This is a genomic window from Nitratireductor aquimarinus (assembly GCF_017255295.1).
In the GTDB taxonomy this organism is placed as follows: Bacteria; Pseudomonadota; Alphaproteobacteria; order Rhizobiales; family Rhizobiaceae; genus Nitratireductor; species Nitratireductor aquimarinus.
Genome location: NZ_JAFKDE010000015.1, coordinates 1 through 21,384, shown reverse-complemented (window position 1 = coordinate 21,384; position 21,384 = coordinate 1). Strand labels below are relative to the sequence as shown.

Annotated in this window: 20 protein-coding genes and 1 tRNA gene; 9 read left to right on the top strand and 12 right to left on the bottom strand. The window is 61.5% G+C overall.

The features are described from left to right. Nucleotides 1-37: 37 nt before the first annotated feature. Entirely contained in the window at nucleotides 38-1,219 is a 1,182-nt protein-coding gene (gene rnd / locus JYP46_RS20855) for a ribonuclease D (RefSeq protein WP_206549211.1), read from the top strand. Between the two features lie 131 nt (nucleotides 1,220-1,350). Here rnd and ppx read toward each other — a convergent pair whose 3' ends face one another. Together ppx and JYP46_RS20845 are read right to left on the bottom strand one after the other, a co-directional pair. After that, nucleotides 1,351-2,868, bottom strand: coding sequence for an exopolyphosphatase (gene ppx, locus JYP46_RS20850; RefSeq protein WP_206549210.1), 1,518 nt, complete (start codon nucleotides 2,866-2,868; stop codon nucleotides 1,351-1,353). Between the two features lie 13 nt (nucleotides 2,869-2,881). Further along, nucleotides 2,882-5,101: an RNA degradosome polyphosphate kinase gene (locus JYP46_RS20845; RefSeq protein WP_206546723.1), complete on the bottom strand. Its 2,220-nt coding sequence runs from the start codon at nucleotides 5,099-5,101 to the stop codon at nucleotides 2,882-2,884. 168 nt (nucleotides 5,102-5,269) lie between these two features. Here JYP46_RS20845 and JYP46_RS20840 point away from each other — a divergent pair, with 168 nt between their 5' ends. Then, the gene (locus tag JYP46_RS20840; protein WP_113156251.1) at nucleotides 5,270-5,512 is read left to right on the top strand and encodes a zinc-finger domain-containing protein; all 243 of its coding nucleotides are present in this window, start codon (nucleotides 5,270-5,272) and stop codon (nucleotides 5,510-5,512) included. A 15-nt stretch (nucleotides 5,513-5,527) separates the two neighbouring features. Then, nucleotides 5,528-6,748 (top strand): FAD-dependent monooxygenase, encoded by a 1,221-nt coding sequence (locus JYP46_RS20835; RefSeq protein ID WP_206549209.1) that lies wholly within the window; start codon nucleotides 5,528-5,530, stop codon nucleotides 6,746-6,748. A gap of 115 nt (nucleotides 6,749-6,863) precedes the next feature. Here JYP46_RS20835 and JYP46_RS20830 read toward each other — a convergent pair whose 3' ends face one another. The 4 genes from JYP46_RS20830 to JYP46_RS20815 all read right to left on the bottom strand — a co-directional run bounded on the left by JYP46_RS20830 (nucleotide 6,864) and on the right by JYP46_RS20815 (nucleotide 11,255). Next, nucleotides 6,864-7,667, bottom strand: coding sequence for an amino acid ABC transporter ATP-binding protein (locus JYP46_RS20830; RefSeq protein ID WP_113154863.1), 804 nt, complete (start codon nucleotides 7,665-7,667; stop codon nucleotides 6,864-6,866). Between the two features lie 132 nt (nucleotides 7,668-7,799). Next, complete coding sequence (locus tag JYP46_RS20825) at nucleotides 7,800-8,957, bottom strand: amino acid ABC transporter permease (protein ID WP_206546725.1); 1,158 nt, start codon at nucleotides 8,955-8,957, stop codon at nucleotides 7,800-7,802. 1 nt (nucleotide 8,958) lies between these two features. After that, the gene (locus JYP46_RS20820; protein ID WP_206546726.1) at nucleotides 8,959-10,149 is read right to left on the bottom strand and encodes an amino acid ABC transporter permease; all 1,191 of its coding nucleotides are present in this window, start codon (nucleotides 10,147-10,149) and stop codon (nucleotides 8,959-8,961) included. A 77-nt stretch (nucleotides 10,150-10,226) separates the two neighbouring features. Beyond that, nucleotides 10,227-11,255: an amino acid ABC transporter substrate-binding protein gene (locus tag JYP46_RS20815; protein WP_206549208.1), complete on the bottom strand. Its 1,029-nt coding sequence runs from the start codon at nucleotides 11,253-11,255 to the stop codon at nucleotides 10,227-10,229. A 347-nt stretch (nucleotides 11,256-11,602) separates the two neighbouring features. On the opposite strand from JYP46_RS20815, the gene JYP46_RS20810 reads away from it, so the two are divergent. Beyond that, the gene (locus tag JYP46_RS20810; RefSeq protein ID WP_206549207.1) at nucleotides 11,603-12,775 is read left to right on the top strand and encodes a cystathionine beta-lyase; all 1,173 of its coding nucleotides are present in this window, start codon (nucleotides 11,603-11,605) and stop codon (nucleotides 12,773-12,775) included. 86 nt (nucleotides 12,776-12,861) lie between these two features. On the opposite strand, the gene JYP46_RS20805 is transcribed toward JYP46_RS20810, so the two are convergent. Genes JYP46_RS20805 through dctP form a run of 5 tightly spaced genes read right to left on the bottom strand, consistent with a single transcriptional unit; the run spans nucleotide 12,862 to nucleotide 17,671 of the window. Next, on the bottom strand, nucleotides 12,862-13,575 hold the full coding sequence (locus JYP46_RS20805) for an arylmalonate decarboxylase (RefSeq protein ID WP_206549206.1): 714 nt from the start codon (nucleotides 13,573-13,575) through the stop codon (nucleotides 12,862-12,864). A 4-nt stretch (nucleotides 13,576-13,579) separates the two neighbouring features. Continuing rightward, nucleotides 13,580-14,758: a mandelate racemase/muconate lactonizing enzyme family protein gene (locus tag JYP46_RS20800; protein WP_206549205.1), complete on the bottom strand. Its 1,179-nt coding sequence runs from the start codon at nucleotides 14,756-14,758 to the stop codon at nucleotides 13,580-13,582. A 2-nt stretch (nucleotides 14,759-14,760) separates the two neighbouring features. After that, on the bottom strand, nucleotides 14,761-16,089 hold the full coding sequence (locus tag JYP46_RS20795; RefSeq protein WP_206549204.1) for a TRAP transporter large permease: 1,329 nt from the start codon (nucleotides 16,087-16,089) through the stop codon (nucleotides 14,761-14,763). Next, the gene (locus JYP46_RS20790) at nucleotides 16,089-16,685 is read right to left on the bottom strand and encodes a TRAP transporter small permease (RefSeq protein ID WP_206549203.1); all 597 of its coding nucleotides are present in this window, start codon (nucleotides 16,683-16,685) and stop codon (nucleotides 16,089-16,091) included. Before JYP46_RS20790 ends, JYP46_RS20795 begins: the two co-directional genes overlap by 1 nt. Beyond that, entirely contained in the window at nucleotides 16,682-17,671 is a 990-nt protein-coding gene (gene dctP, locus JYP46_RS20785; RefSeq protein WP_206549202.1) for a TRAP transporter substrate-binding protein DctP, read from the bottom strand. Before dctP ends, JYP46_RS20790 begins: the two co-directional genes overlap by 4 nt. A gap of 167 nt (nucleotides 17,672-17,838) precedes the next feature. Here dctP and JYP46_RS20780 point away from each other — a divergent pair, with 167 nt between their 5' ends. The 3 genes from JYP46_RS20780 to JYP46_RS20770 all read left to right on the top strand — a co-directional run bounded on the left by JYP46_RS20780 (nucleotide 17,839) and on the right by JYP46_RS20770 (nucleotide 20,126). Next, nucleotides 17,839-18,516, top strand: coding sequence for a GntR family transcriptional regulator (locus tag JYP46_RS20780; protein ID WP_206549201.1), 678 nt, complete (start codon nucleotides 17,839-17,841; stop codon nucleotides 18,514-18,516). Nucleotides 18,517-18,819: 303 nt separating this feature from the next. Then, a tRNA-Arg gene (locus tag JYP46_RS20775) sits at nucleotides 18,820-18,896 on the top strand. A 111-nt stretch (nucleotides 18,897-19,007) separates the two neighbouring features. Beyond that, a complete protein-coding gene (locus JYP46_RS20770) occupies nucleotides 19,008-20,126 on the top strand; it encodes a tyrosine-type recombinase/integrase (RefSeq protein WP_206549200.1) in 1,119 nt (372 codons plus the stop codon). Here JYP46_RS20770 and JYP46_RS20765 read toward each other — a convergent pair. Beyond that, entirely contained in the window at nucleotides 20,123-20,407 is a 285-nt protein-coding gene (locus JYP46_RS20765; RefSeq protein ID WP_206549199.1) for a helix-turn-helix domain-containing protein, read from the bottom strand. The genes JYP46_RS20770 and JYP46_RS20765 overlap by 4 nt on opposite strands. Before the next feature lie 163 nt (nucleotides 20,408-20,570). Between JYP46_RS20765 and JYP46_RS20760 the strand changes: the two genes are divergently transcribed. After that, nucleotides 20,571-20,849: a hypothetical protein gene (locus JYP46_RS20760; RefSeq protein WP_206549198.1), complete on the top strand. Its 279-nt coding sequence runs from the start codon at nucleotides 20,571-20,573 to the stop codon at nucleotides 20,847-20,849. A gap of 9 nt (nucleotides 20,850-20,858) precedes the next feature. Then, on the top strand, nucleotides 20,859-21,083 hold the full coding sequence (locus JYP46_RS20755; RefSeq protein WP_206549197.1) for a hypothetical protein: 225 nt from the start codon (nucleotides 20,859-20,861) through the stop codon (nucleotides 21,081-21,083). The last annotated feature ends 301 nt before the right edge of the window (nucleotides 21,084-21,384 follow it).

Genomic DNA, 21,384 nt, shown 5'->3' with positions numbered 1-21,384 from the left:
TCTTTCCTTTTTCCTCCGCATGACCTAAAGAAGCAGAATGCAGCTGATTACTACGCAAAAAGACCTCGAAGCCGCGATCACCGCGCTCAAGCAGTCCGATTTCGTCACCGTCGACACCGAATTCATTCGCGAATCGACTTTCTGGCCAGAGCTTTGCCTGATCCAGATGGCCGCACCCGGTGTCACGGCGCTGGTGGATCCGCTTGCCGACGGGCTGGATCTGAAACCCTTCTTCGAGCTGATGGCCAACGAGAACATCGTCAAGGTGTTCCACGCCGCGCGTCAGGATGTGGAGATCGTCTACCATCTGGGCAAGCTGATCCCGCACCCGCTGTTCGACACGCAGGTGGCGGCATCCGTCTGCGGTTTCGGCGACAGCGTTTCCTACGATCAGCTCGTCGCCAAGATCACCGGTGCGCGCATCGACAAGTCGTCGCGCTTCACCGACTGGCGTAGACGCCCCCTCTCCGACAAGCAGCTCAGCTATGCGCTGGCCGACGTCACGCATCTGATTGATGTCTATCAGCACCTCAAGGGGCAGCTGGAGCGCGAGGGCCGCGCCCACTGGCTCAATGAGGAGATGGCCGTATTGACCGCCCGCGAGACTTACGATCCGCATCCGGACGACGCCTGGCGTCGCCTGAAGCTGCGCGTCAAGAAACCCATCGAGCTGGCCATTCTCCAGCACGTTGCGGCCTGGCGCGAACGCGAAGCGCGCGAACGCAATGTGCCGCGCGGCCGTGTCGTGAAGGACGATGCGCTCTACGAAGTGGCACAGCAGCAGCCGCGTGATGCGGAAGCACTCGGCCGGCTTCGCACGATCCCCAGAGGCTGGGAGCGCTCGGGCGCTGCCGCCGGTCTTCTGGGCGCGGTCGCCAAGGCCATGGCGCTGCCGAAGGAAGAGCTTCCCCGCCTGCCGCGCCCACCGCAGGCGCCGGAAGGCGCCGCAGCCGCAGCAGAGCTCTTAAAGGTCTTCCTGAAGCTTGTCGCCGACCGTCAGGGCGTTGCCGCCAAGATGCTGGCCTCCAGCGATGATATCGACCGCATTGCCGCTGACGGCGAGGATGCCGACGTTCCGGCCATGTCCGGCTGGCGGCGCGAAGTGTTCGGCGATGAAGCACTGAAACTGGTGCGCGGCGAACTCGCCCTGCGCTTCAACAGGCGCAAGATCGAGATATTCGAGCCTGCGGCGGGCGCTCAGCGCGAACCGGCTGAATAGTCCAGGCACCTCAACGGACGTCCTGTCCCAAGGAATATTGCGAGCGGAGAGTTGATTCAGCTCTCCGCTCTATCTTTTTGATTTTCCGAATTTATGCAGGTTTCAGGCAAAACCGTCTGACTGCAAAAACTCTAGCTTTCGGCCACTTCCAGCGCGAGCTTGAGCCCCGTCACCCTGGCCAGATGCGCCATGCGGCCGACCGGGCGCTCACCCATCAGCGCCCTGTGCGAATGCGGGATGAGAAGCACGGTTGTGCCGTCATCGCGCTTTTCCCATTTCAGCTTGGGCATGATGCCCGGCATCGAGGCCGTGAGCAGATAGACCACCCGCAGCAGGCCGCCCAGAATGCGCGCACGCTCCACATAAAGCGGCGTTGCAAGCTGGCGCATGCGCGGTGACAGCGCATCGTCAAACAGCCCCTCATGCCGGAACAGATTGGCAAGCGCAATGAAGGCCCTCCCCGGATGATCGATGCCGATGAAGGAGCCGTGGGCGATGATGTTCAGCGACTGCGTGCCGCGATATTCGGGGTGCGCCCGCCAGCCAATATCGGCTAGAAGACAGGCGGCCCTGCGGTAGCGCGCCTCTTCCTCGGTTTCTTCGATGCCGAGCGCCTTCATCGCCGGTCCGCTCCACTCCGCGAGCTCCCGTGCATGGGTGACAGAGCGCGAACGCAGCACCGCCAGCTCCTCGGCCGCCGAAAGCAGCGGATCGCGCTTGCGGTCTTCCTTTTCGAGCAGCGAATAGAGATACCCCTCGCGCACGCCGAGCGCGGAGAAAACGATTTTGGAAGGCTGCGAGGACCGGATGATCTCCTGCAGCACCGTTGCGCCATAAGGCAGAAGCGCGCGGCGGTTCTTGGAGATGTGGCTGATGCCGGCAAAACGGTCCACACCGCCGGCAACGCGTTTGAGGAAATCGACCGACTGCTCGATGTCCATCTCGTAGTGGTGCATCACCTCGAGCGGATAGCCGGTCTCCAGCATGTGCAGGCGGGCGAGATTTCGCCAGGTGCCGCCCACGCAGTAGAAGGGTCGCCCGGCCCCGTCTGTCATCCACGGGGCGCGGGCCAGCTCATCGCGGGCGATACGCGCCGCTTTGGCGACGGAGTTGTCGGACATCTCCTTGAGCCGGAGGCCGCCCAGCGGCAATGTGATGCCGTCTTCCAGGTCATAGCCCTCGACATCCACCAGTTCGAGACTGCCGCCGCCCAGATCGCCGACAATGCCGCTTGGCTTGTGGAAGCCAGACATGATGCCGTAGGCGGAGTATTTCGCCTCTTCGCGGCCCGTGAGCACGCGAATGTCCGTGCCCAGGATTTCTTCGGCCCGATGAATGAAGTCCGGACCGTTCTTCGCCTCACGCGCAGCCGCGGTGGCGAGCACATGGAGAGACTGCGCGCCGGCCTGCTCGGACAGCGCGCGAAAGCGGCGGAATTCGCCAACAGCCCTTGTCACGCCTTCGGGATCCAGTTCCCCGGTCGTGACGATGCTCTTGCCGAGGCCGGCAAGCATTTTTTCGTTGAACAACACACTCGGAGAGCGCGCGATTCCCTCATAGATCACGAGGCGAATCGAGTTTGACCCGATATCGATGACCGAAACGGGACGCCGGTCCTGAAGCCGGCCCTGAGAATTAGCTATGCCCAAGAGTAAGCGCTCGTCAGTCCGTTGGTGAACCGGGCCCGACGTCCGCTTTCCTGCGCTTTCTGAAAGCGGTGATCCGCTTCGGCGCATGGGACTTCAAGGCATTGCCGCGACCGGATAGGCTCGGATTCGTCATGAAATATTCCTGAGCGTTGAACGGTTCTTCTCCCTCGTCGGGCATAATGCGCCGCGAAGTTCCATCCGGCAATACTTCAAAGCTTTGCTGATTGTCCATGATGTTTCCGAGCATAATTTGCCCGATGACCTGCTCATGCACGGTGGGGTTGGTGATCGGCACCATGGTTTCTACCCGCCGATCCAGATTGCGGGGCATGATGTCGGCGGACGAGATGTAGACGATCGCCTCATCCGACGGCAGGCCGTGGCCATTGCCGAAACAGTAGATCCGGCTGTGCTCCAGAAAGCGGCCGACAATGGATTTCACGCGAATGCGCTCGGACAGCCCCGGCACCTGCGGGCGCAGGCAGCAAATGCCGCGCACCACGAGATCCACCTCGACACCCGCCTGCCCTGCTTCATAGAGCGCATCGATCACCAGCGGATCAACCAGCGAGTTCATCTTCATCCAGATCTGCGCCGGACGGCCCGACCGGGCATGCTCGATCTCTGCCTGAATGTGGTCCAGTAATCGGTTGCGCAGCGAGAATGGCGACACGGCAATGCGCATTTCGCCATCGGGCTCGGCGTAGCCGGTGATGAAATTGAACACCTGCGCCACGTCGCGCGCGATTTCCGGATCATCCGTAAAATAGGACAGATCCGTATAGATGCGCGCGGTGATCGGGTGATAGTTGCCCGTGCCCAGATGGCAGTAGTTGCGCAGCTTGCCTTCCTCGCGGCGCACCACGAGCGACATCTTGGCGTGGGTTTTCAGTTCGAGGAAGCCGAACACGACCTGCACGCCGGCACGCTCCAGATCGCGCGCCCAGCGGATGTTTGCTTCCTCGTCGAAGCGGGCTTTTAACTCCACCAGCGCCGTGACCGACTTGCCGGCCTCCGACGCCTCGATGAGCGCCCGCACGATGGGGCTGTCATTGGAGGTGCGGTAAAGCGTCTGCTTGATGGCCACCACTTCCGGGTCCAGCGACGCCTGGCGCAGGAATTGCACCACGACATCGAAGGATTCATACGGGTGGTGGACGATAAGGTCCTTCTCGCGGATGGCGGCGAAACAGTCGCCATTATGCTCGCGAATGCGCTCCGGGAAACGCGGATTGTAGGGCGAGAAGAGCAGGTCTTCGCGCGGCACCTTCACGATCTCGGAAATCTGGTTGATCGCCAGCGGCCGTTCCAGAACCGTGATGCGGTTTTCGGCAACGCCCAGCTCGCTGGCGACGAAGTCGCGCAGGCCTTCGGGCATCTCGTCGTCGAACTCGATCCGGATCACCGAGCCGCGGCGGCGGCGCTTGAGCGCCGATTCGAAGAGGCGCACCAGATCCTCGGCCTCTTCCTCCACCTCGATATCGCTGTCGCGAATGAGGCGGAACGTGCCCGAACCGATGACCTTGTAACGGGGGAACAGCTTGCCGATGAACAGGTTGACGACATCTTCCAGCGTGATGAAACGCACCGTGCCATTGTGCACCGGAAGCTGGATGAAGCGCTTGAGCGCCACCGGAAGGCGCAGAAGCGCCGTCATCGGCTCCAGTTCGCCCTCATGCTGGAGTTCGAGCGCAATGGAGAAGCCGAGATTCGGGATGAACGGGAACGGGTGCGCCGGGTCGATGGAAAGCGGCGTCAGAACCGGGAAAATCGCTTCCATGAAGTGATCTTCGAGCCATTGCATGTCGACTGGGTTCAGCGCATCGGCGCGCACCAGTTCAATGCCTTCCTTGCGCAGAAGGTCAAGCAGTGCATTCAGGCTGGCGTGCTGGTCGTTCTGCAGTCCGGCCACCTCGCGCAGCACATGCTCAAGCTGCTCTTCCGGCGTGCGGCCATCGGCGCTGCGCGTGGCGATGTGCTCGCGCACCTGACCGGCAAGACCGGCGACGCGCACCATGAAGAACTCATCGAGATTGTCGGCCGAGATCGACAGGAAACGCAGCCGCTCAAGCAGCGGATGGTTTTCGTTCTGCGCCTCGCCGAGAACACGGCGATTGAACTGTAGCCAGGAGAATTCGCGATTGACGAAACGGTCCGGCCCCACGGCGGCGATCTGCCCAGTCGGTCCGCCATCAACGGAAAATTCTTTCGTGACCGGCTTCAACTGGTTCATGATCCTGCCTGCGCCCCTTGATTTCCACAGCACGGGCCGTTGTCTACTGGTGGCCCAGTGTACCTCGTGACATGGTTTTATGACAGTTTCATATCAGAGGCTTGCAAAGACGCAGTTTATGCTACAAACGCAAGCGACTTTCCAACGCATTCCAAGCGGGAGAAGATGATGGCCGGATCAGCCATTCCCCATTTCCAGAACACCAACGGACACCAGGCAATCGAAATCGGCGTGAAGGAATTCATGTGCGTCGGTGCGAATCCGCCCTTCGATCATCCGCATGTGTTCATCGACATGGGCGATGAGAACGAGCGGGTCTGCCCCTATTGCTCGACGCTTTACCGCTACAATCCGGCGCTGAAGGCGACGGACACGAAGCCCGAGGGCTGCATTTACGACGAAGCGGCCTGATCGGCCCGCAGGCCGATGACGGACGAACCAGCAGCAATCATCGTCGGCGCCGGCGTTGCCGGGCTGACGGCAGCACTTGCCCTGGCGCGGCATGGTCTTGCCTCGCGCATCTATGAGCGTGCGCCGGAACTCCACGAAGTGGGGGCCGGCCTTCAGCTTTCGCCCAACGCGACCCGCCTGCTCGACAGGCTGGGCGTGCTTGAGGAACTGCGCGCTTCGGCCGTGGAGCCGCAGGCCGTCGTTCTCAAGAAGGCTGCGACACTCGCCCCCCTCACCCATGTTCCGCTCGGTGCGGCCGCACAGGCCCGCTGGGGCGCACCTTATCTTGTGGTGCACCGCGCCGATCTGCAGGCAGCCCTTCTGAACCGTGCGCGCCAGCAACCGCTGATCGAGATCGTCACCGGCGCACTGGCCGAGAAAGCCGTTTTCCACGCCGGTCGTCCACGCCTTCAGATCCTGCGGGACGGCGAAAGCGAAGAGGTGCACACGCCCCTCCTGATCGCGGCAGACGGGGTCTGGTCGCATCTGCGTCGCCTCGCCCGCACCGCCGTGCGCAGCCGCTTTACCGGTTACGTCGCCTGGCGCGCGACAGTCCCCGTCGAAGAGGCGCTGGCTGCCGGCGACGGTGCGATCCAGCCTGACCAGGTTACGGCATTCATGCACCCGAAATTCCATCTGGTCGCCTATCCGATCAGTGGCGGCAGGGCGATCAATCTGGTTGCGATTGTGCCGGGCGAAGTGCCGCTCAACGCCTGGGCGCAGGATGCTGACGACGCGCCGCTGAAAAAGACGCTCGCCAGCGCCAATCCCGCCCTTGCCCGGCTGGCCGCCAGCAGACATGCCTCCTGGACCGTCTGGCCCATCCATCAGGTGGACGCGGCCGATGCCTGGACAAAGCCCGAGGGCCTCGCATTGATCGGTGATGCCGCCCATGCGGTGCCGCCCTTTGCGGCGCAGGGCGCCGGCATGGCGATTGAAGATGCGACCGTGCTTGCCAATCTTGTCGCGAAGCACCGCGATGCGCCTTCTGTGGCGCTTGCGGCCTATGAGGCGCAGCGCAAACCGCGCGTGAGCCGCGTCGCCCGACGCGGCGCGTTCAACCGCTTCACCTGGCACGCCAGCGGTCCCGTGGCGCTTGTGCGCGATGCTGTGCTCAAGACACGCAGCCAGGAAGCGCTGATGGCGGATTTCGACTGGCTCTACGGTTTCGACGCAGAAGCGGCTCCTGAAAGCTGAGGCGGGCTGACAGCCCCTGCCCGCCGCTCTCTTCCCGGTTCATCCCCCAAAATGCAAAACGCCGCGCTCCCGTGAGGAAACGCGGCGTTTGGTGTCTGCGCCGGAGCGCCTGCGGTCAGTGCAGGATCTGCGACAGGAACAGTTTTGTGCGCTCGTGCTGCGGGTTGTCGAAGAACTCCGCCGGGGTGTTCTGCTCGACGATCTGCCCCTGATCCATGAAGATCACGCGGTTCGCCACCTGACGGGCAAAGCCCATTTCGTGGGTCACGCAGATCATCGTCATGCCTTCTTCGGCGAGATCAACCATGGTGTCGAGCACCTCCTTGATCATCTCGGGATCAAGTGCTGAGGTCGGCTCATCGAACAGCATGATGCGCGGGTTCATGCACAGCGCGCGGGCAATCGCCACGCGCTGCTGCTGGCCGCCCGAAAGCTGGCCCGGATACTTGTTCGCCTGTTCAGGGATCTTGACCCGCTCCAGAAAGTGCATCGCGGTCGCCTCGGCCTCTTTTTTGGGCGTCTTGCGCACCCAGATCGGGGCGAGCGTGCAGTTTTCCAGAATGGTCAGATGCGGAAACAGGTTGAAGTGCTGGAACACCATGCCGACTTCGCGCCGCACCTCATCGATCTTTTTCAGATCGTTGGTGAGCTCGATCCCGTCCACGACGATCTTGCCCTTCTGATGCTCCTCCAGACGGTTGATGCAGCGGATCATGGTCGACTTGCCAGACCCCGAAGGACCGCACACGACGATGCGCTCACCGCGCATCACGCGCAGATTGATGTCCTTGAGAACGTGGAAATCGCCATACCATTTGTGCATGCCCACAATATCGATTGCGACGTCGGTATCGGAGATCTGCATCTTGCTCCGGTCAGCATGGAGCTCGTCTGCTTTAACGGCGTTTTCTGATGCCATTTTGTTCAATTCCCCTTGGCTCTCGGCCCAGAGCGTTTCCGCTTTTTATTGAATCGCGAAAACGCTCCAATTTATTGGTCCTTGCGCAATTCCGGACGGGAAACCGGTTCCCGCTTTTCCCGGAATTGCTCTCTAGCGTTTGTGACCGGTATCGAGCCGGCGTTCCATAAAGATAGAGTAGCGCGACATGCCGAAGCAGAACAGCCAGAACACGAAACCGGCAAATACCAGACCGGTAATCGGCGTCTGGGGCGACGCCCAGTTCGCATCCGAGAAGTTCTGACGCACCGCCCCCAGAAGGTCGAACATGCCGATGATGTAGACCAGGCTCGTATCCTTGAACAGGCCGATGAACGTGTTGACGATGCCGGGAATGACCAGCTTGATCGCCTGTGGAAGAACGACGAGGTTCATCTTCTTCCAGAAGCTGAGACCCAGCGCATCCGCACCTTCATACTGCCCTTTCGGGATTGCCTGCAGGCCACCGCGGATCACCTCGGCCATATAGGCGGAAGCAAACAGCGCCACGCCGACCAGTGCGCGAAGCAGCTTGTCGAACGAGGTGCCCGGCGGCAGGAAGAGCGGCAGCATGACACTCGCCATGAACAGGATGGTGATCAGCGGCACGCCGCGAATGGTCTCGATGAAGACCACGCAGACAAGCTTCACCACCGGCATTTTCGACCGTCGCCCGAGCGCCAGCAGAATGCCGAGCGGGAAGGAAACGGCGATGCCCACATAGGCCAGCACCAACGTCACCAGAAGCCCGCCCCACAGCGGCGTCGGCACGGGCGTCAGCCCGAAGATGCCGCCCGAAAGCAGGAAGAAGCCCACAATCGGGAACGCCACGAAAAGCAGCAGCGCATTCAGCCCCTTGCGCGGCACGCTGGGAAGCAGAAGGGGCGTCAGGAGCGAGATGAAGATCGCGCCCGTCAGATAAACGCGCCAGCGCTCATCCACCGGATAGCGGCCAAACATGAACTGCTTGAACTTGGCGTCGACAAACGCCCAGCAGGCCCCCTTCCAGCCATCCGGCTGGACGCCGCCCTGCGCCACCGTGGCGCAGACGGAACGGTCCGAACCCGTCCATTGTGCGTTGATGAACGCCCACTGGATGATCGGTGGCACGATCAACAGGACCAGGATGATGCCGATGAGCGTGAAAATCGTGTCAACGGGGTTGGCGAACAGGTTCTTGCGCAGCCACGAGCCCACCCCCTGATTGGAGGCGGGGGGTGGCTGGTTCGCGACCATTTCGGCGCGGACGAAGGAAAGATCGTGTTCTTGCATCTTACCGCTCCACCAGCGCCATGCGCGCATTGTACCAGTTCATCAGACCTGCCGTTCCCAGACTGAGCCCGAGATAGACAATCAGCCAGATCGCGACGACCTCGATGGCCTGACCTGTCTGGTTGAGCGTGGTGCCGCCCGTTGCAACCAGATCCGGATAGCCGATGGCCACCGCCAGCGAAGAGTTCTTCGTCAGGTTGAGATACTGGCTCGTGAGCGGCGGGATGATGATCCTCAGCGCCTGCGGAATGATGACCAGCCGCATTGTCTGGCCCGAGCGCAGGCCCAGCGCATGCGACGCCTCGCTTTGCCCCCGGTTCACGCCGACCACACCGGCGCGCACGATCTCCGCAATGAAAGCCGCGGTGTAGAACGACAGCGCCAGATAGAGTGACAGGAACTCAGGCCTTATCTGCATGCCGCCACGCAGATTGAAGGTCGACAGCTGGGGGAACTCGAAGCTCAGCGGGAAACCGGTGACGATGAACGCCAGCGCCGGAAGCCCGATGATCAGGCCGACACTCGTCCAGAACACCGGAAACTGTTCGCCGGTCGCCATCTGCTTCTTGTGTGCCCAGCGACGCACGAAGAAGACGAAGACAAGCGCCACCGCAAAAGCCACAAGAACGAGCCATGCGCCCGGCCCCCACTGGAAGGCAGGCACGAAGAGACCACGTGCGTTGATGTAGGATCCGAGCGGCAGGTCGATGCTCTCACGCGGCAGCGGCAGCACCGAAAGAACGCCAAAATACCAGAAGAAGATGACGAGAAGCGGCGGAATGTTGCGGAAAACCTCGACATAGACGAGGCAGATCCGGTTGATCAGCCAGTTTTTCGAAAGACGTCCGATACCGATGATGAAACCGATCACGGTCGCTGTAATGATGCCCACAATCGCAACACGCAGCGTGTTGAGAAAGCCGACGAACAGCGCGCGGCCATAAGTGGAATCGGATGAATACTCGATCAGGCTGTCGCCGATATCGAAGCCGGCGCGTCCCTTGAGGAAATCGAAACCGGAAGCGATGTTGGCGCGTTGAAGATTGGCTGTCGTGTTGCCGACGATCCAGTAGACCAGGGCAAACAGGCCTACGAACACCAGGACTTGATAGGCAATTCCTCGAACGCGCGGATCATAGAGCAGCGGCACACGAGGCGCCGCGCCCTCCGCAGTTGAGTGCTGGGTGGCCATGGCTATCCTCACCAGGAATGGTGAAAGGCGGTGCGTACCGCCTTTCACGCATTATGTTGACGGAATCCGATCTGCGATCAGCGGATCGGCATGCCGTACTGGAGGCCACCCTTGGTCCAAAGGGCGTTGATGCCGCGCGAAATCTTGAGCGGGCTTTCCGCACCAACATTGCGCTCGAAGATGTCGCCATAGTTGCCGACATGCTTGACGATCCGGACAGCGAAGTCGTTCGTCAGGCCGAGATCCGTGCCGAGCTTGCCACCTTCTTCGGTGCCCAGAAGACGACGCAGTTCCGGATTGTCGGACTGCATCTTCTCTTCGAGATTGTCCTTGTTCACGCCCAGCTCTTCAGCATTGACGAGCGCGTAATAGGTCCACTTGACGATATCGAGCCACTGATCGTCGCCATGGCGCACTGCCGGGCCAAGCGGCTCCTTGGAGATGATCTCCGGAAGCACGATGTGATCACCCGGGCTGGCCAGGTTCAGGCGCACGGCATAGAGGCCCGACTGGTCGGTCGTGTAGACGTCGCAGCGCCCTGCGTCATAGGCCGAATTCACCTCTTCGAACTTCTCGAACACAACAGGATTGTATTCCATGTTGTTGGCCTTGAAGTAGTCGGCGAGGTTCAGCTCCGTCGTGGTACCGGCCTGCACGCAGACCGTCGCGCCGGAAAGCTGCAGCGCGGACTTGATGTCGGGCAGGTTCTTGGCGTTCACCATGAAACCCTGGCCGTCATAATAGGTGACGCCGGCAAAGTTGAGACCCAGCGCGGTGTCGCGGCTGATGGTCCAGGTCGTGTTGCGCGAAAGAACGTCCACCTCACCCGACTGGAGCGCGGTGAAACGGTCCTTTGCGGAGAGCGGCGAGAACTGAACGGCGTCCGGATCGTCGAAGATGGCCGCAGCCAGCGCACGGCAGAAATCGACATCGAGGCCGGTCCAGTTGCCATCATCATCGGGCGCGCTGAAGCCGATCAGACCGGTGTTCACACCGCACTGCACATGGCCCTTCGCCTTGATATCGTCGAGCGTAGCGGCAGAAGCCGGCGCGGCCATGACTGCGACCACGGCAGAGCCGAGCAACGCTTTGACTAATTTCTTCATGATTCAGAACCCTTTTTCTGTTTTTGGGCTTATCCCCTGACACTTTTCAGTGCGGAAGCAGGCGAATGCCGACCACCGGGCTCTTCGGGCAGCATACTCCAGAAGTGGAGCTTCAATACCCAAAAGGCGAACGGACACGCGCTTCCTCTCCCACGCACTGCAGCCATCGAATGCGATAAATTCTTTTGGGTCAAGTGTGAAAGAGGCTTGTTCCAGAAGCAAAGGAGACGCCCGTTTGCGGTTGACGTGCAGCGCACAATCGCGTTCCATCCGCCCGCCTTTTCCGGCGCATTTCAACGCTCCTGGCCTTCCGGCAAGCGCCGCAGACAATCAAGCGACAGGGTTCCATGAACGACAAGACTAATACTAAAGTCGGAGACAACACGCGCCTTGCCCATATGGGCAACAATCCGCGCGACTTCCACGGCTTCGTCAATCCGCCGGTGGTGCACGCCTCCACCGTGCTCTTCCCCGACGCACACACCATGGCGACGCGGAACCAGAAATACACCTATGGAACCCGCGGCACCCCGACGAGCGACGCGCTTGCAGCGGCCATGAACGAGCTTGAAGGATCTGCCGGAACCGTCATCGTCCCCACGGGGCTTGCGGCCGTAACGGTGCCCATGCTCGCCTTCCTTTCGGCGGGCGACCATGTGCTGATTGTCGATTCGGTCTATCACCCGACCCGCTATTTCGCCGACACGATGCTGGCGCGGCTTGGCGTGGAGGTCACCTATTACGATCCGCATCTGGGGGCCGACATCACTTCGGTCATGCAGTCGAACACCAAGGTGGTTCTGACGGAAGCGCCCGGCTCCGGCACGTTCGAGATGCAGGACATCCCGGCAATCGTCGAGGCTGCGCACAAGGGCGGCGCCATCGTCATGATGGACAACACCTGGGCCACCCCCCTCTTCTTCCGTCCGCTCGATCACGGTGTCGATATCTCGATCCAGGCAGCGACCAAATATCCGGGCGGCCATTCGGACATTTTGCTCGGCACGGTTTCGGCCAATGAAGCCTGTTGGGAGCAGCTTCTGGACACGCATGGAGCGCTCGGCATGTGTGCTGCGCCCGACGATGTCTATCAGGTGCTGCGCGGCCTGCGCACCATGGGCGTGCGCCTTGAACGCCACCAGAAAAGCGCGCTCACGCTCGCCCGCTGGCTGGAAGGCCAGAAAGGCGTGGCGCGCGTGCTGCATCCGGGCCTCGAATCGCATCCGGGCCATGAAATCTGGAAGCGCGACTTCACCGGCGCGAGCGGCCTCTTCTCCATCGTGCTCGATGGCGGGGGCGAGAAGGAAGCCCATGCCTTCCTCGACGCGCTGCAATATTTCGGTCTCGGCTATTCCTGGGGCGGCTATGAGAGCCTCGCCGTGCATGTGCAGCTCAACGACCGCACCGTGGCGCATGCGCCCAAGGAAGGCCCGGTCATGCGCCTGCAAATCGGGCTCGAGGATGTCGAGGACCTGCAGGCCGACCTCGCCCGCGCCCTTGAAGCGGTGAACGCACTCTAGAGACAGGACCCTGGGCACAGGCCTTTTCAGACTGCAAACCGCCCGCGTGGTCGAGCCTCGCGGGCGGTTTTCGTTTCTGCGACAGGCTAGGTCTGGAACAGACGCCCGGCCCCGTCGGCGCGCCGGTCAAGGCCAAGAAGCCCCATCGCGCCCCAGGCCCCGGCCAGAGCGCTCGAGACGACCGGCAGGCCACAACGCTGCTCGATCGGCTCCGTCACCGGAAGCGTTTGCAGACCGCCACATGAAATGAAGAGCGCCTCTGCGTCTTTCGCAGCCCGGCAGGTTTCCGCTCCCAGATCGATCAGCGTTTCACTGGTCACGGATGCAATCGCGTCCACATCCTCGATGTCGAGTGAGCGCAGAACCGTCACCTCGAATCCGGCGGCCTCCAGATAGGCCTTCAGGCGGTCATTGACGGCGCTGCGATAGGCAGTCGCCACCGCGAGCCGGCGCACGCCAAGGGCCGCAAGCGCTTCGAGCACGCTGTCGGTCATCGTTGTTGCGGGCAATCCCGACGCTTTCTCCATCGTCGCGATCAGCTCCGCATTGAATGCAGCGCCACGATAAAAGCTCAGCGATGTGCCCATCAGCGAAATTGCCTGCGCGCCCCGCTCCGCCAGACGCGCGGACAATTCCTCCACCCGCTCGATCACCGCATCATAGCCTTCCGGCGAGAGCGCCTTCAGCGCCAGCCCCTCGGCGATGAATTCAGCCCGTCCCGCATAAAGCGCCAGCGGTTCCGGCGGCACAGCGCCCGCCGCCGGTGGAACGATCATGCCGATTACCGGTTTGCCGCCCATCCCCTCACCCCTTGCCATGACCGGCAGCCGACGGTCTCGCAGCGAACGCCTCGACTGCCTCCATGTTCAGATCGAAGCCGAGGCCCGGGCGTTCTGAAAGGCTCATCCTGCCGCGTTCCGGCTTCTGTAGCCCGGTGAAGATCTTCTCGCACACATTGACCGCCGGCACGTGATACTCGACCAGCCCGCCATTCGACACACCGGCATGCAGATGCGCATTGTGGAACGGCCAGCCGCCGCCATTGGCGATGGGCGTTGCGAAGGCGTCGGCCATCGCCGCGATTTTCTGGGCCTGCGTAAAACCACCGCCGATCACCACATTCGGCTGCAAAACGTCGACGCATTTCTCGACCAGCAGATCGCGGAAACGGTAGGAAAGCCCTTCATTCTGCCCGCCTGCCAGCGGCACCGGGCAGCGCCGGCGCAGATCCGCAAGCCAGCCGATGTCGTTTTTCAAAAGCGGCTCCTCGAAGAAGTCGACCCTGTAGGGCGCAACCGCCTGCGCCAGTTTGAACGCGCTGTGCGGATCGAGATTGCAGTTTGCGTCGATGAAAAGCTGCACTTCCGGCCCGACCGCCTCACGCACTGCGGCCACCCGGCGCGCATCCTCCGCAATCATTTCGGCAACGTCGACCACATCGCGGCGGCGGGTCGCCTCGGGCGCCACCGTCATCTTGAGACGCTTGAAGCCGGCATCCACCCAGAACTGCGCCGATTGCACCAGCTGGTCGATGCTGAGGAAATTGAAGCCGCAGGTCACATAGACCGGCACGTCCCGGCGCGCGCCGCCCAGAAGCCGCCACACTGGCTGGCCGAGGATCTTTCCCTTCAGATCCCACAGCGCCGTGTCGACGGCGGAGATCGCATGCGCTGCATAGCCAGTCTGGCCGCGCGGGCTCATGAGCCAGAAGAGCTTTTCCCAGATCGCCTCCATCGCCAGCGGGTCCATGCCCTCCAGCGCGGGCGCCGCCACTTCGCGAATGGCCTCGGCGACGGTGCGTTCCTCGGTGATGGCGGTAAATCCGTGCCCCACATGGCCATCGGCGGTTTCCACCGTACAGACCACGGCGGAGAGATCGAGACTGCGGGTCACGCCCGCCGCCGTGATCTCGGCTGGTATGTTGAGAGCGTAGCTCTGGATGCGCGTGATGGCGCGCGCTTGTGCCGAAGGCGACTGCAACATGGTTATCTCATCATCTGCGAAGGTAGGAAAAGGACGATCTCTGGAAACAGGGTGATCAGCAGCGTGCCGATGCCCAGGATCGCCAGGAAGGGCAGCGAACCCATCATGATCTCGCGCATGTCGACCTTGCGGGCGATGGCCTTGACCACGAACAGATTGATGCCCAGAGGCGGTGTGATGCAGCCCATCTCCATGTTCAGGGTCACGAAGACGCCGAACCAGACCGGGTCGAAACCGGCGCTGAGCACGAAGGGCAGGAACATGGGCGCCACGATCACGACGATGGCAAAGGGCGGCAGGAAGCAGCCCAGAACCAGCATCACGCACCACAGGGCAAACAGCGTCACCCAGCGATTGTCGAACGCATCGACCAGCAGGCTGGTGATCGCGGAAACGACATCGTGGAAGGCGAGAAACTGCGAGAACGTGTAGGCGAAGGCGGCGATGATGAGGATCATCGACGTGTCCTGCACCGTCTTGAGCAAAAGCTCGCGCCATACCGACCAGCTCGTGATCCGGTAGATCACCAGAACCAGGAGGATGGAGGCGGTGGCCCCCACGGCGGCGATTTCGGAAGGCGTGGCCCAGCCGCCATAGAGCGCCAGCATGATGCCGGCCATCAGCGCGAAGAACGGAATGACACGCCCAAAGCTGCCATTCCCGCCATTCGCCGCGCGCTCTGCGCCCAGTGCTTCGAATTCTGCGCGCTGCCCGGGCGTCAGCCGCTTCAGGTGCCGCCACATGACGAACCAGGTGTAGAGCGAGAACAGCGCCACCAGCATCAGCCCCGGCAGAATGCCGGCAAGAAAGAGCTGACCAATGGAGGTTTTCGTCACCACGCCATAAAGCAGAAGCACGATGGATGGCGGGATGAGGATGCCCAGCGTTCCACCACCGACGACGATGCCGCAGGCGAGCCCCGGCGGATAACGCCGCGCCAGCATTTCCGGCACGCCCGACGAGCCCATCGCCGCCACCGTGGCCGGTGACGACCCGGAAATGGCCGAGAACATGGCGCAGCCGGCAATGGTCGACATGCCAAGACCGCCCGGCACGGGCAGAAGCCTGCTCAGGGCGGAATAGATATCCGCGCCGGCCGGACTGACCGCCACCACCGCGCCCATGAAGATGAACATGGGCAATGCCACCAGCTCGATGGAATCGAGCGACTGGAAGGCCGTTTCCGCGATGTAGAGCAGTTCCCGCGGCTCCCCCACCATAACGGAAGAGGCCACCATCGCGCCCAGCAGCGCATAGCCGATGGGCAGCCCTGCCAGAATGAGAAGAAGAAGAATGCCAACCGATACGAAGGCAAGCGTGACCGGATCCATCAGTGATGCCCTCCCTGCGGCACATCAAGCCGCCCGCCGCACAGCCGGATCGTCAGATCCACTGCCAGCGACATGACCAGAAGCGTTCCGCCGAGCGGGATCGCCAGATGCGGCACCCAGAGCGGCGGCCCCCACAGGGTTTCCGAGCGCCAGCCGGTTTCCCAGGAATGGAGAAACATGTTCCAGCCGGAATAGGTGACCAGCACGAAAAGACAGAGCGCCAGGAACTCAAGCAGGGCGGTGTGCGCCCGCGCGGCGCGGCCCTTCAGATATCCGGCAAGAATCTGGACGCTGATCTGACCGCCGCTGCGATCGGTAAAGGCCGCCGACAGGAAGGCCGCATAGATCAGGAGGTAGACGCTGAATTCCAGCTCCCAGATCGTGTTGACGCCAAGCAGGCCGCGCGCAAACACGGCCCAGGTAATGACCACGGACGCCACCACGACGCCGACCGCCGACACCATGGCTGCGGCGGCCGACACGCGGTGCAGCACTGCACGCACCCTGAAAAGCAGCTTCAGGAACGGCGACTGCGCTGCGGGCGCCCCTTCGGGCGCACCGCCATAATCTGACTTTGCTTCATCGAGCGCGTTCATTGCCGCGGCTGGTCCACCGCCTTCAGAACGGCATCGCCATTGGGCACGCTTTCCCGGAAATAGGCCCAGGCGTGCTCACGCGCCGCATCATGCCACTGCGCCACCTGCTCTTCCGTGAGCTCGTGCACGCTGACACCGGCCTCCCGGAAGGCATCGGCAATCTGCCTGTTGTCCGCGATTGTCTGGTCGGCGAACCAGGCCTCGGATTCGGCAATCGCCTCAAGAAGGGCTGCGTAATGCGCCTCGCCGATCTTTTCTTCCACGCCCGGCGACAGAAGCACCGAATGCATCGCGCCCACAAAACCCGGCCCGACCATCAGGTGATCGATCACCTCCTGCAGATTGTACCCTTCAAAGGACGCATAGATCGTCAGCACCCCGCTCAGAACACCGGTCTGCAGCGACTGGTAGATTTCGGACGCTGGCAGCGATGTAATCGTCGCGCCATAGCCGTTCATCATGATCTCGGTGGCCTTGCCAAGTCCCCTCACCTTGTGGCCCTTCAGATCCTCGGGCAGGACGATTGCCTCGCCCTTGTTGCCGATCGTGCCCATGGCCCAGCCACCGCCGGCGAACACCAGACCTGCTTCCGACACTGCCTCCTCCAGCATCGGCCAGATCGCCCGCTCGCGCCACACCAGCCCGTCCTGCGGGGAAGCGACGAGGCCCGGAAGTGCGCCGATTTCCGCCATCGGCACTTTTCCCGAGAGCCAGGGCAGCGGGTAGATCGCCATATCGATCCGGTCGCGCGCCACGAAATCGGCCTGCGCCCGCGCCTTGCCGAGCTGCTGGTTGGGATAGACCTCGACCTTCACCTCGCCACCGGTCTTCTCGGCCACGATTTCGGCGATTCGATCGGCCCACAGATCGCGTGTGTCGCCATCGGTGTAGGAATGGCTGAGCCGCAGAACGGTTTCGGCCGACGCCGCCTCCACGGCGATGACCGAAGCGGCGCAGGCAAGCGCTGCCGCCATGAATCTGTTCATAAATCTCCTCCCGCCGGTTTCCCGGCTCTCGCTCCCATTTGAACACCAGATATTAAATCTGGTATACCAAAACGTAGTTTGGGGCGCTCCGGCTTGTCAATAGCCGGAAGAAGGGCCAAGAGATTCGAAACCGGGTATGGATGCGGGTGCAAGGTGGCGGGTGCAAGGTGACGGCAAGGCACAGGACTGTTTCCGACGACAAGCCGCTGGCCGAGGGGCTGGCGCGGCAACTTGAACAGGAAATCATCGACGGCGTTATCAGGCCGGGCGACGAGCTGGACGAGCGCCGGCTTGCGGAGCGTTTTGGCGTGTCGCGCACGCCGATCCGCGAAGCGCTGCGCAGGCTTGGCGTGGAGCGTCTGATCGAGCTTCGCCCGCGCCGCAGCGCCATCGTGCGCTCGCTCACGGCGCAGAACCTGGCGCAGATGTTCGAGGTTTTGTCCGGGCTCGAATCCTTCGCCGCCGAATGCGCGGCGCGGCGCATGAACCAGCAGCAGATCGAGCAGCTGCGCTCCATACACGAGGAAACGGCGGCCATCGTGGATGCCGGCGACCGGGATGGTTTCGACCGGCTGAACTTCCAGTTCCACCAGGCTATCTATCGAGGCGCGGGCAATCCCTATCTGCTGGAGCAGCTGGAGGGGCTTCGCACCAAGCTCGCCCCCTACCGCCGCTGGCTTCTGCGCCGTCTCGACCGCATGCGCCAGTCGCATAACGAGCATGCGGTGATCCTCGAAGCAATCGAGGCCGGCGACGGCGCCCGCGCAGCCACCGAAATGCGCCGCCACATCTGCGACCCCGACCGGCTGGTTGACTTCATGATGATGGAACAGGCCGAGCGCTAGATCGCCACCGTCCGTTTGGGCGCGCCAAGGGCAAGTTGAACGATCAACCGGACACCGGAATGCCCGAAAACCGGCTTCCGTTTCTTGGTCAACGCTCAAACGCCCGAACAGGAATGCTGACACTGCTTCCTGCATCGAGGAAACGACTGTCGGTCAGCCCGTCCCACGCGGATTGAGAAAATCCACGCGCCCTGCCCCGACTTTTCAATCGGATTGCCGGAACATTCATTTCATCGTTGATGCATGCGAATGCTTCGGCTATGAAAGCGACGCGCTGGCGCTTCGCCGCCTCCGCCACGGCCAGCACCCGTAGCTCAGCTGGATAGAGCGCTGCCCTCCGAAGGCAGAGGTCACAGGTTCGAATCCTGTCGGGTGCGCCAAAAACCCCATGAAAATCAATATTTTGCATGATGCGTCTGGCGTGACCAGACCGTGCTCACGATTTTCTGGCACACATTTGGCACACCCGTCACAGCACGGGAGCGATCCAGATGGCGAGTATCCGCGAAAAAGGCCCTTACCAGTGGGCGGTACAAATCCGGCGCAAAGGCTGGCCGAACCAGAGCGCAACCTTCCGAACCAAGAAGGACGCGCAGGCCTGGGCACGAAAGGTCGAGTCCGAAATGGACCGGGGCCAGTTCATCGACCAGAGCGCCGCGCAAAGCACGACGCTGGCCGATCTCATTGAAATCTACCTGCGGGAGGTCACGGCCCAGCGCCCTGGAGAAGACTCCCGCGTTGCGGAACGTGCACGCCTTAAGCGCCTTCTGCGGGAGGAAAAGGAGTTGTGCTCCTATGCCGTCGCAAACCTGACGCCGGAGCATTTTGAAGCCTATCGTGATCGTCGCCTGAGACAGACCGTGAGCAGGGGCAAGAAGTCGAGCAAGCCGCCCAAAACAATAGCGCCGGGAACCGTTCGCCGCGAACTCACACTCATCAAGCGCGTGATCGATTACCGCAAGCGCCGTCTCGGCATTTTGGTCAATCCGGTCAACACTGACGACGTGAAGCGTCCGGCCGTCAACGACGAGCGTGATATCAGGTTGTCACCACAGGAGATCGAGCGCTTTCTCGACGCCTGCGCTAACTCCCGTGTCAAGTGGCTCCGGCCGTTTGTGGAGTTAGCATTCGAGACAGGCGCGCGGCGCGGCAATCTGCTGCGGCTTGAATGGAAGGACGTGGACATCGCGGCTCGCAGAGCACTCTTGCGCGGGGTCAAGAACAGCCGCCCCCCCCAAACGGTCATTGACCATCCGGTTGCCTTATCGCCCCGCGCCGTGGAGGTTTTTGACCAGCTCCGTAGCATGAGCGGCGCAGCCAATGACAACGACCGGGTGTTCCCAATCACAGCGAATGCCCTCCGCCTTGCATTCAACCGGGCACGGGAGCGCGCCGGTGTTCCGCACTTCCGGCTTCACGACGCCCGGCACGAGCGCACATCGAGCCTATTCGAGGCAGGTTGGTCGATGGTTCAGGTGATGGCCCAGACGGGGCATAAGGACCCGAAGTCGGTTAAGCGCTACGCTAACCTGACCACCGAGCATCTTGCCGACGAACTCGCCAAGCTCGGTGGCGCAGGGAAAGTGGCACAGGCAGCGCAATCGGGCTAGTGCAGGACAACGGATTGGGATTGCATCATTTCAGCGATAGTCGGGCGGCCACGCTTGCGGCGCGACCGTTCGACGTGGTGTTCAATAACCGGTCCCGTTAGAACCCGGTGTTTGGTGACGAAGGCTTCGAGGTCACTCAGCGCGAAGAACGTTCTGCGACCGATCTTCGTTACGATTGGGCCACGCCCTTTGTAGACGAGATCGCGCAGGGCCGCCCGCGACATTGCGAGTGCGGCAGCCGCTTCCTCGTAGGTGAATAGCAGTTTCGTTCGTAATTCCATGACGTCGGCTTTCGCTGAGTGCTGCGCGCAGCATCGCAGCAGACGCCGAGAAGGGCGTGAGCACGCATTGGTCACCGCCTGCGCCCTTAGAATACATCCGTATGTATATACAACTATTAGTTGTATTATGGAGAGAGGGGTGCCGCTTCGCTTGGAGGTAGGAATGAGCAAAGGGAAAAATACATTCGGTCTGCACGGCCTTACTGTGAACTATGCTGCGTTAGGAACAATCAGCATTCAAGAGCTGGCGCATGCGGTTCTCGAAGACGTTCACGCGCTTCGCGACATTTACAATATCCAGTATGTGCGCGGCTCACGCCTCAAAATCATCGCCACCAACGAATATGGCGAGCAGCTGAACGTGATCCGTCCAACCGGAGGCAGCGTGCATTATCTCGACACCCACCATTATCGGCCAGCCTGCAAAGACTACGATCTATAGGAGGCCTTGATGAAGCTACCTTGTTACATCGACCTGAACGAAGCCCGCGCATTGCTCTCAGAAATGGGCGTTGACCTCAGCGAACGGCAGATGAAGCGCGCTGCCGACAAGGACGCTCACGGCAAACGTAAATTGCCATTCTTCGTCGATCCGATTGAAGGGCGTCTGAAAATAGAGCGCGGTACGCTTGTGCGCATATATCGCGAGTTGCATATAGAAGCTGAGAAAAACTGAATTAATACTTTGTGTTCTGTAATATATAATACAATAATATTCGAATGTCCGATATTAGAAAAAGAAAAGGGGCCAAAGGCACCACCTATCAAGTTCGCTATTCCGACAGGTCAACCAAGTCCGGATACGCCTACAAGAGCTTTGCTACACGCAAAGAGGCGCAGGCTTTCCTTGAAAGCGGGTGACCTGCTCCCCTGAGATGTTCCCGATTTTGGGTTAGCCTGTTCCTCAACGAAGGAGACAGGCAATGAAACGGTCACGGTTCTCAGAAGAACAGATCATTGGCATCTTGAAGGAGCAT

Bases quoted from the DNA above. Each gene is read 5' to 3' on its own strand.
- JYP46_RS20770 (WP_206549200.1), top strand. From the start codon at position 19,008: ATGGCGAGTATCCGCGAAAAAGGCCCTTACCAGTGGGCGGTACAAATC.
- JYP46_RS20805 (WP_206549206.1), bottom strand. From the start codon at position 13,575: ATGGGCGGCAAACCGGTAATCGGCATGATCGTTCCACCGGCGGCGGGC.
- JYP46_RS20840 (WP_113156251.1), top strand. From the start codon at position 5,270: ATGGCCGGATCAGCCATTCCCCATTTCCAGAACACCAACGGACACCAG.
- JYP46_RS20765 (WP_206549199.1), bottom strand. From the start codon at position 20,407: ATGGAATTACGAACGAAACTGCTATTCACCTACGAGGAAGCGGCTGCC.
- JYP46_RS20795 (WP_206549204.1), bottom strand. From the start codon at position 16,089: ATGGATCCGGTCACGCTTGCCTTCGTATCGGTTGGCATTCTTCTTCTT.
- dctP (WP_206549202.1), bottom strand. From the start codon at position 17,671: ATGAACAGATTCATGGCGGCAGCGCTTGCCTGCGCCGCTTCGGTCATC.
- JYP46_RS20845 (WP_206546723.1), bottom strand. From the start codon at position 5,101: ATGAACCAGTTGAAGCCGGTCACGAAAGAATTTTCCGTTGATGGCGGA.
- JYP46_RS20810 (WP_206549207.1), top strand. From the start codon at position 11,603: ATGAACGACAAGACTAATACTAAAGTCGGAGACAACACGCGCCTTGCC.
- JYP46_RS20830 (WP_113154863.1), bottom strand. From the start codon at position 7,667: ATGGCATCAGAAAACGCCGTTAAAGCAGACGAGCTCCATGCTGACCGG.
- JYP46_RS20790 (WP_206549203.1), bottom strand. From the start codon at position 16,685: ATGAACGCGCTCGATGAAGCAAAGTCAGATTATGGCGGTGCGCCCGAA.
- JYP46_RS20815 (WP_206549208.1), bottom strand. From the start codon at position 11,255: ATGAAGAAATTAGTCAAAGCGTTGCTCGGCTCTGCCGTGGTCGCAGTC.
- JYP46_RS20755 (WP_206549197.1), top strand. From the start codon at position 20,859: ATGAAGCTACCTTGTTACATCGACCTGAACGAAGCCCGCGCATTGCTC.
- JYP46_RS20835 (WP_206549209.1), top strand. From the start codon at position 5,528: ATGACGGACGAACCAGCAGCAATCATCGTCGGCGCCGGCGTTGCCGGG.
- JYP46_RS20760 (WP_206549198.1), top strand. From the start codon at position 20,571: ATGAGCAAAGGGAAAAATACATTCGGTCTGCACGGCCTTACTGTGAAC.
- rnd (WP_206549211.1), top strand. From the start codon at position 38: ATGCAGCTGATTACTACGCAAAAAGACCTCGAAGCCGCGATCACCGCG.
- JYP46_RS20825 (WP_206546725.1), bottom strand. From the start codon at position 8,957: ATGCAAGAACACGATCTTTCCTTCGTCCGCGCCGAAATGGTCGCGAAC.
- JYP46_RS20820 (WP_206546726.1), bottom strand. From the start codon at position 10,149: ATGGCCACCCAGCACTCAACTGCGGAGGGCGCGGCGCCTCGTGTGCCG.
- JYP46_RS20800 (WP_206549205.1), bottom strand. From the start codon at position 14,758: ATGTTGCAGTCGCCTTCGGCACAAGCGCGCGCCATCACGCGCATCCAG.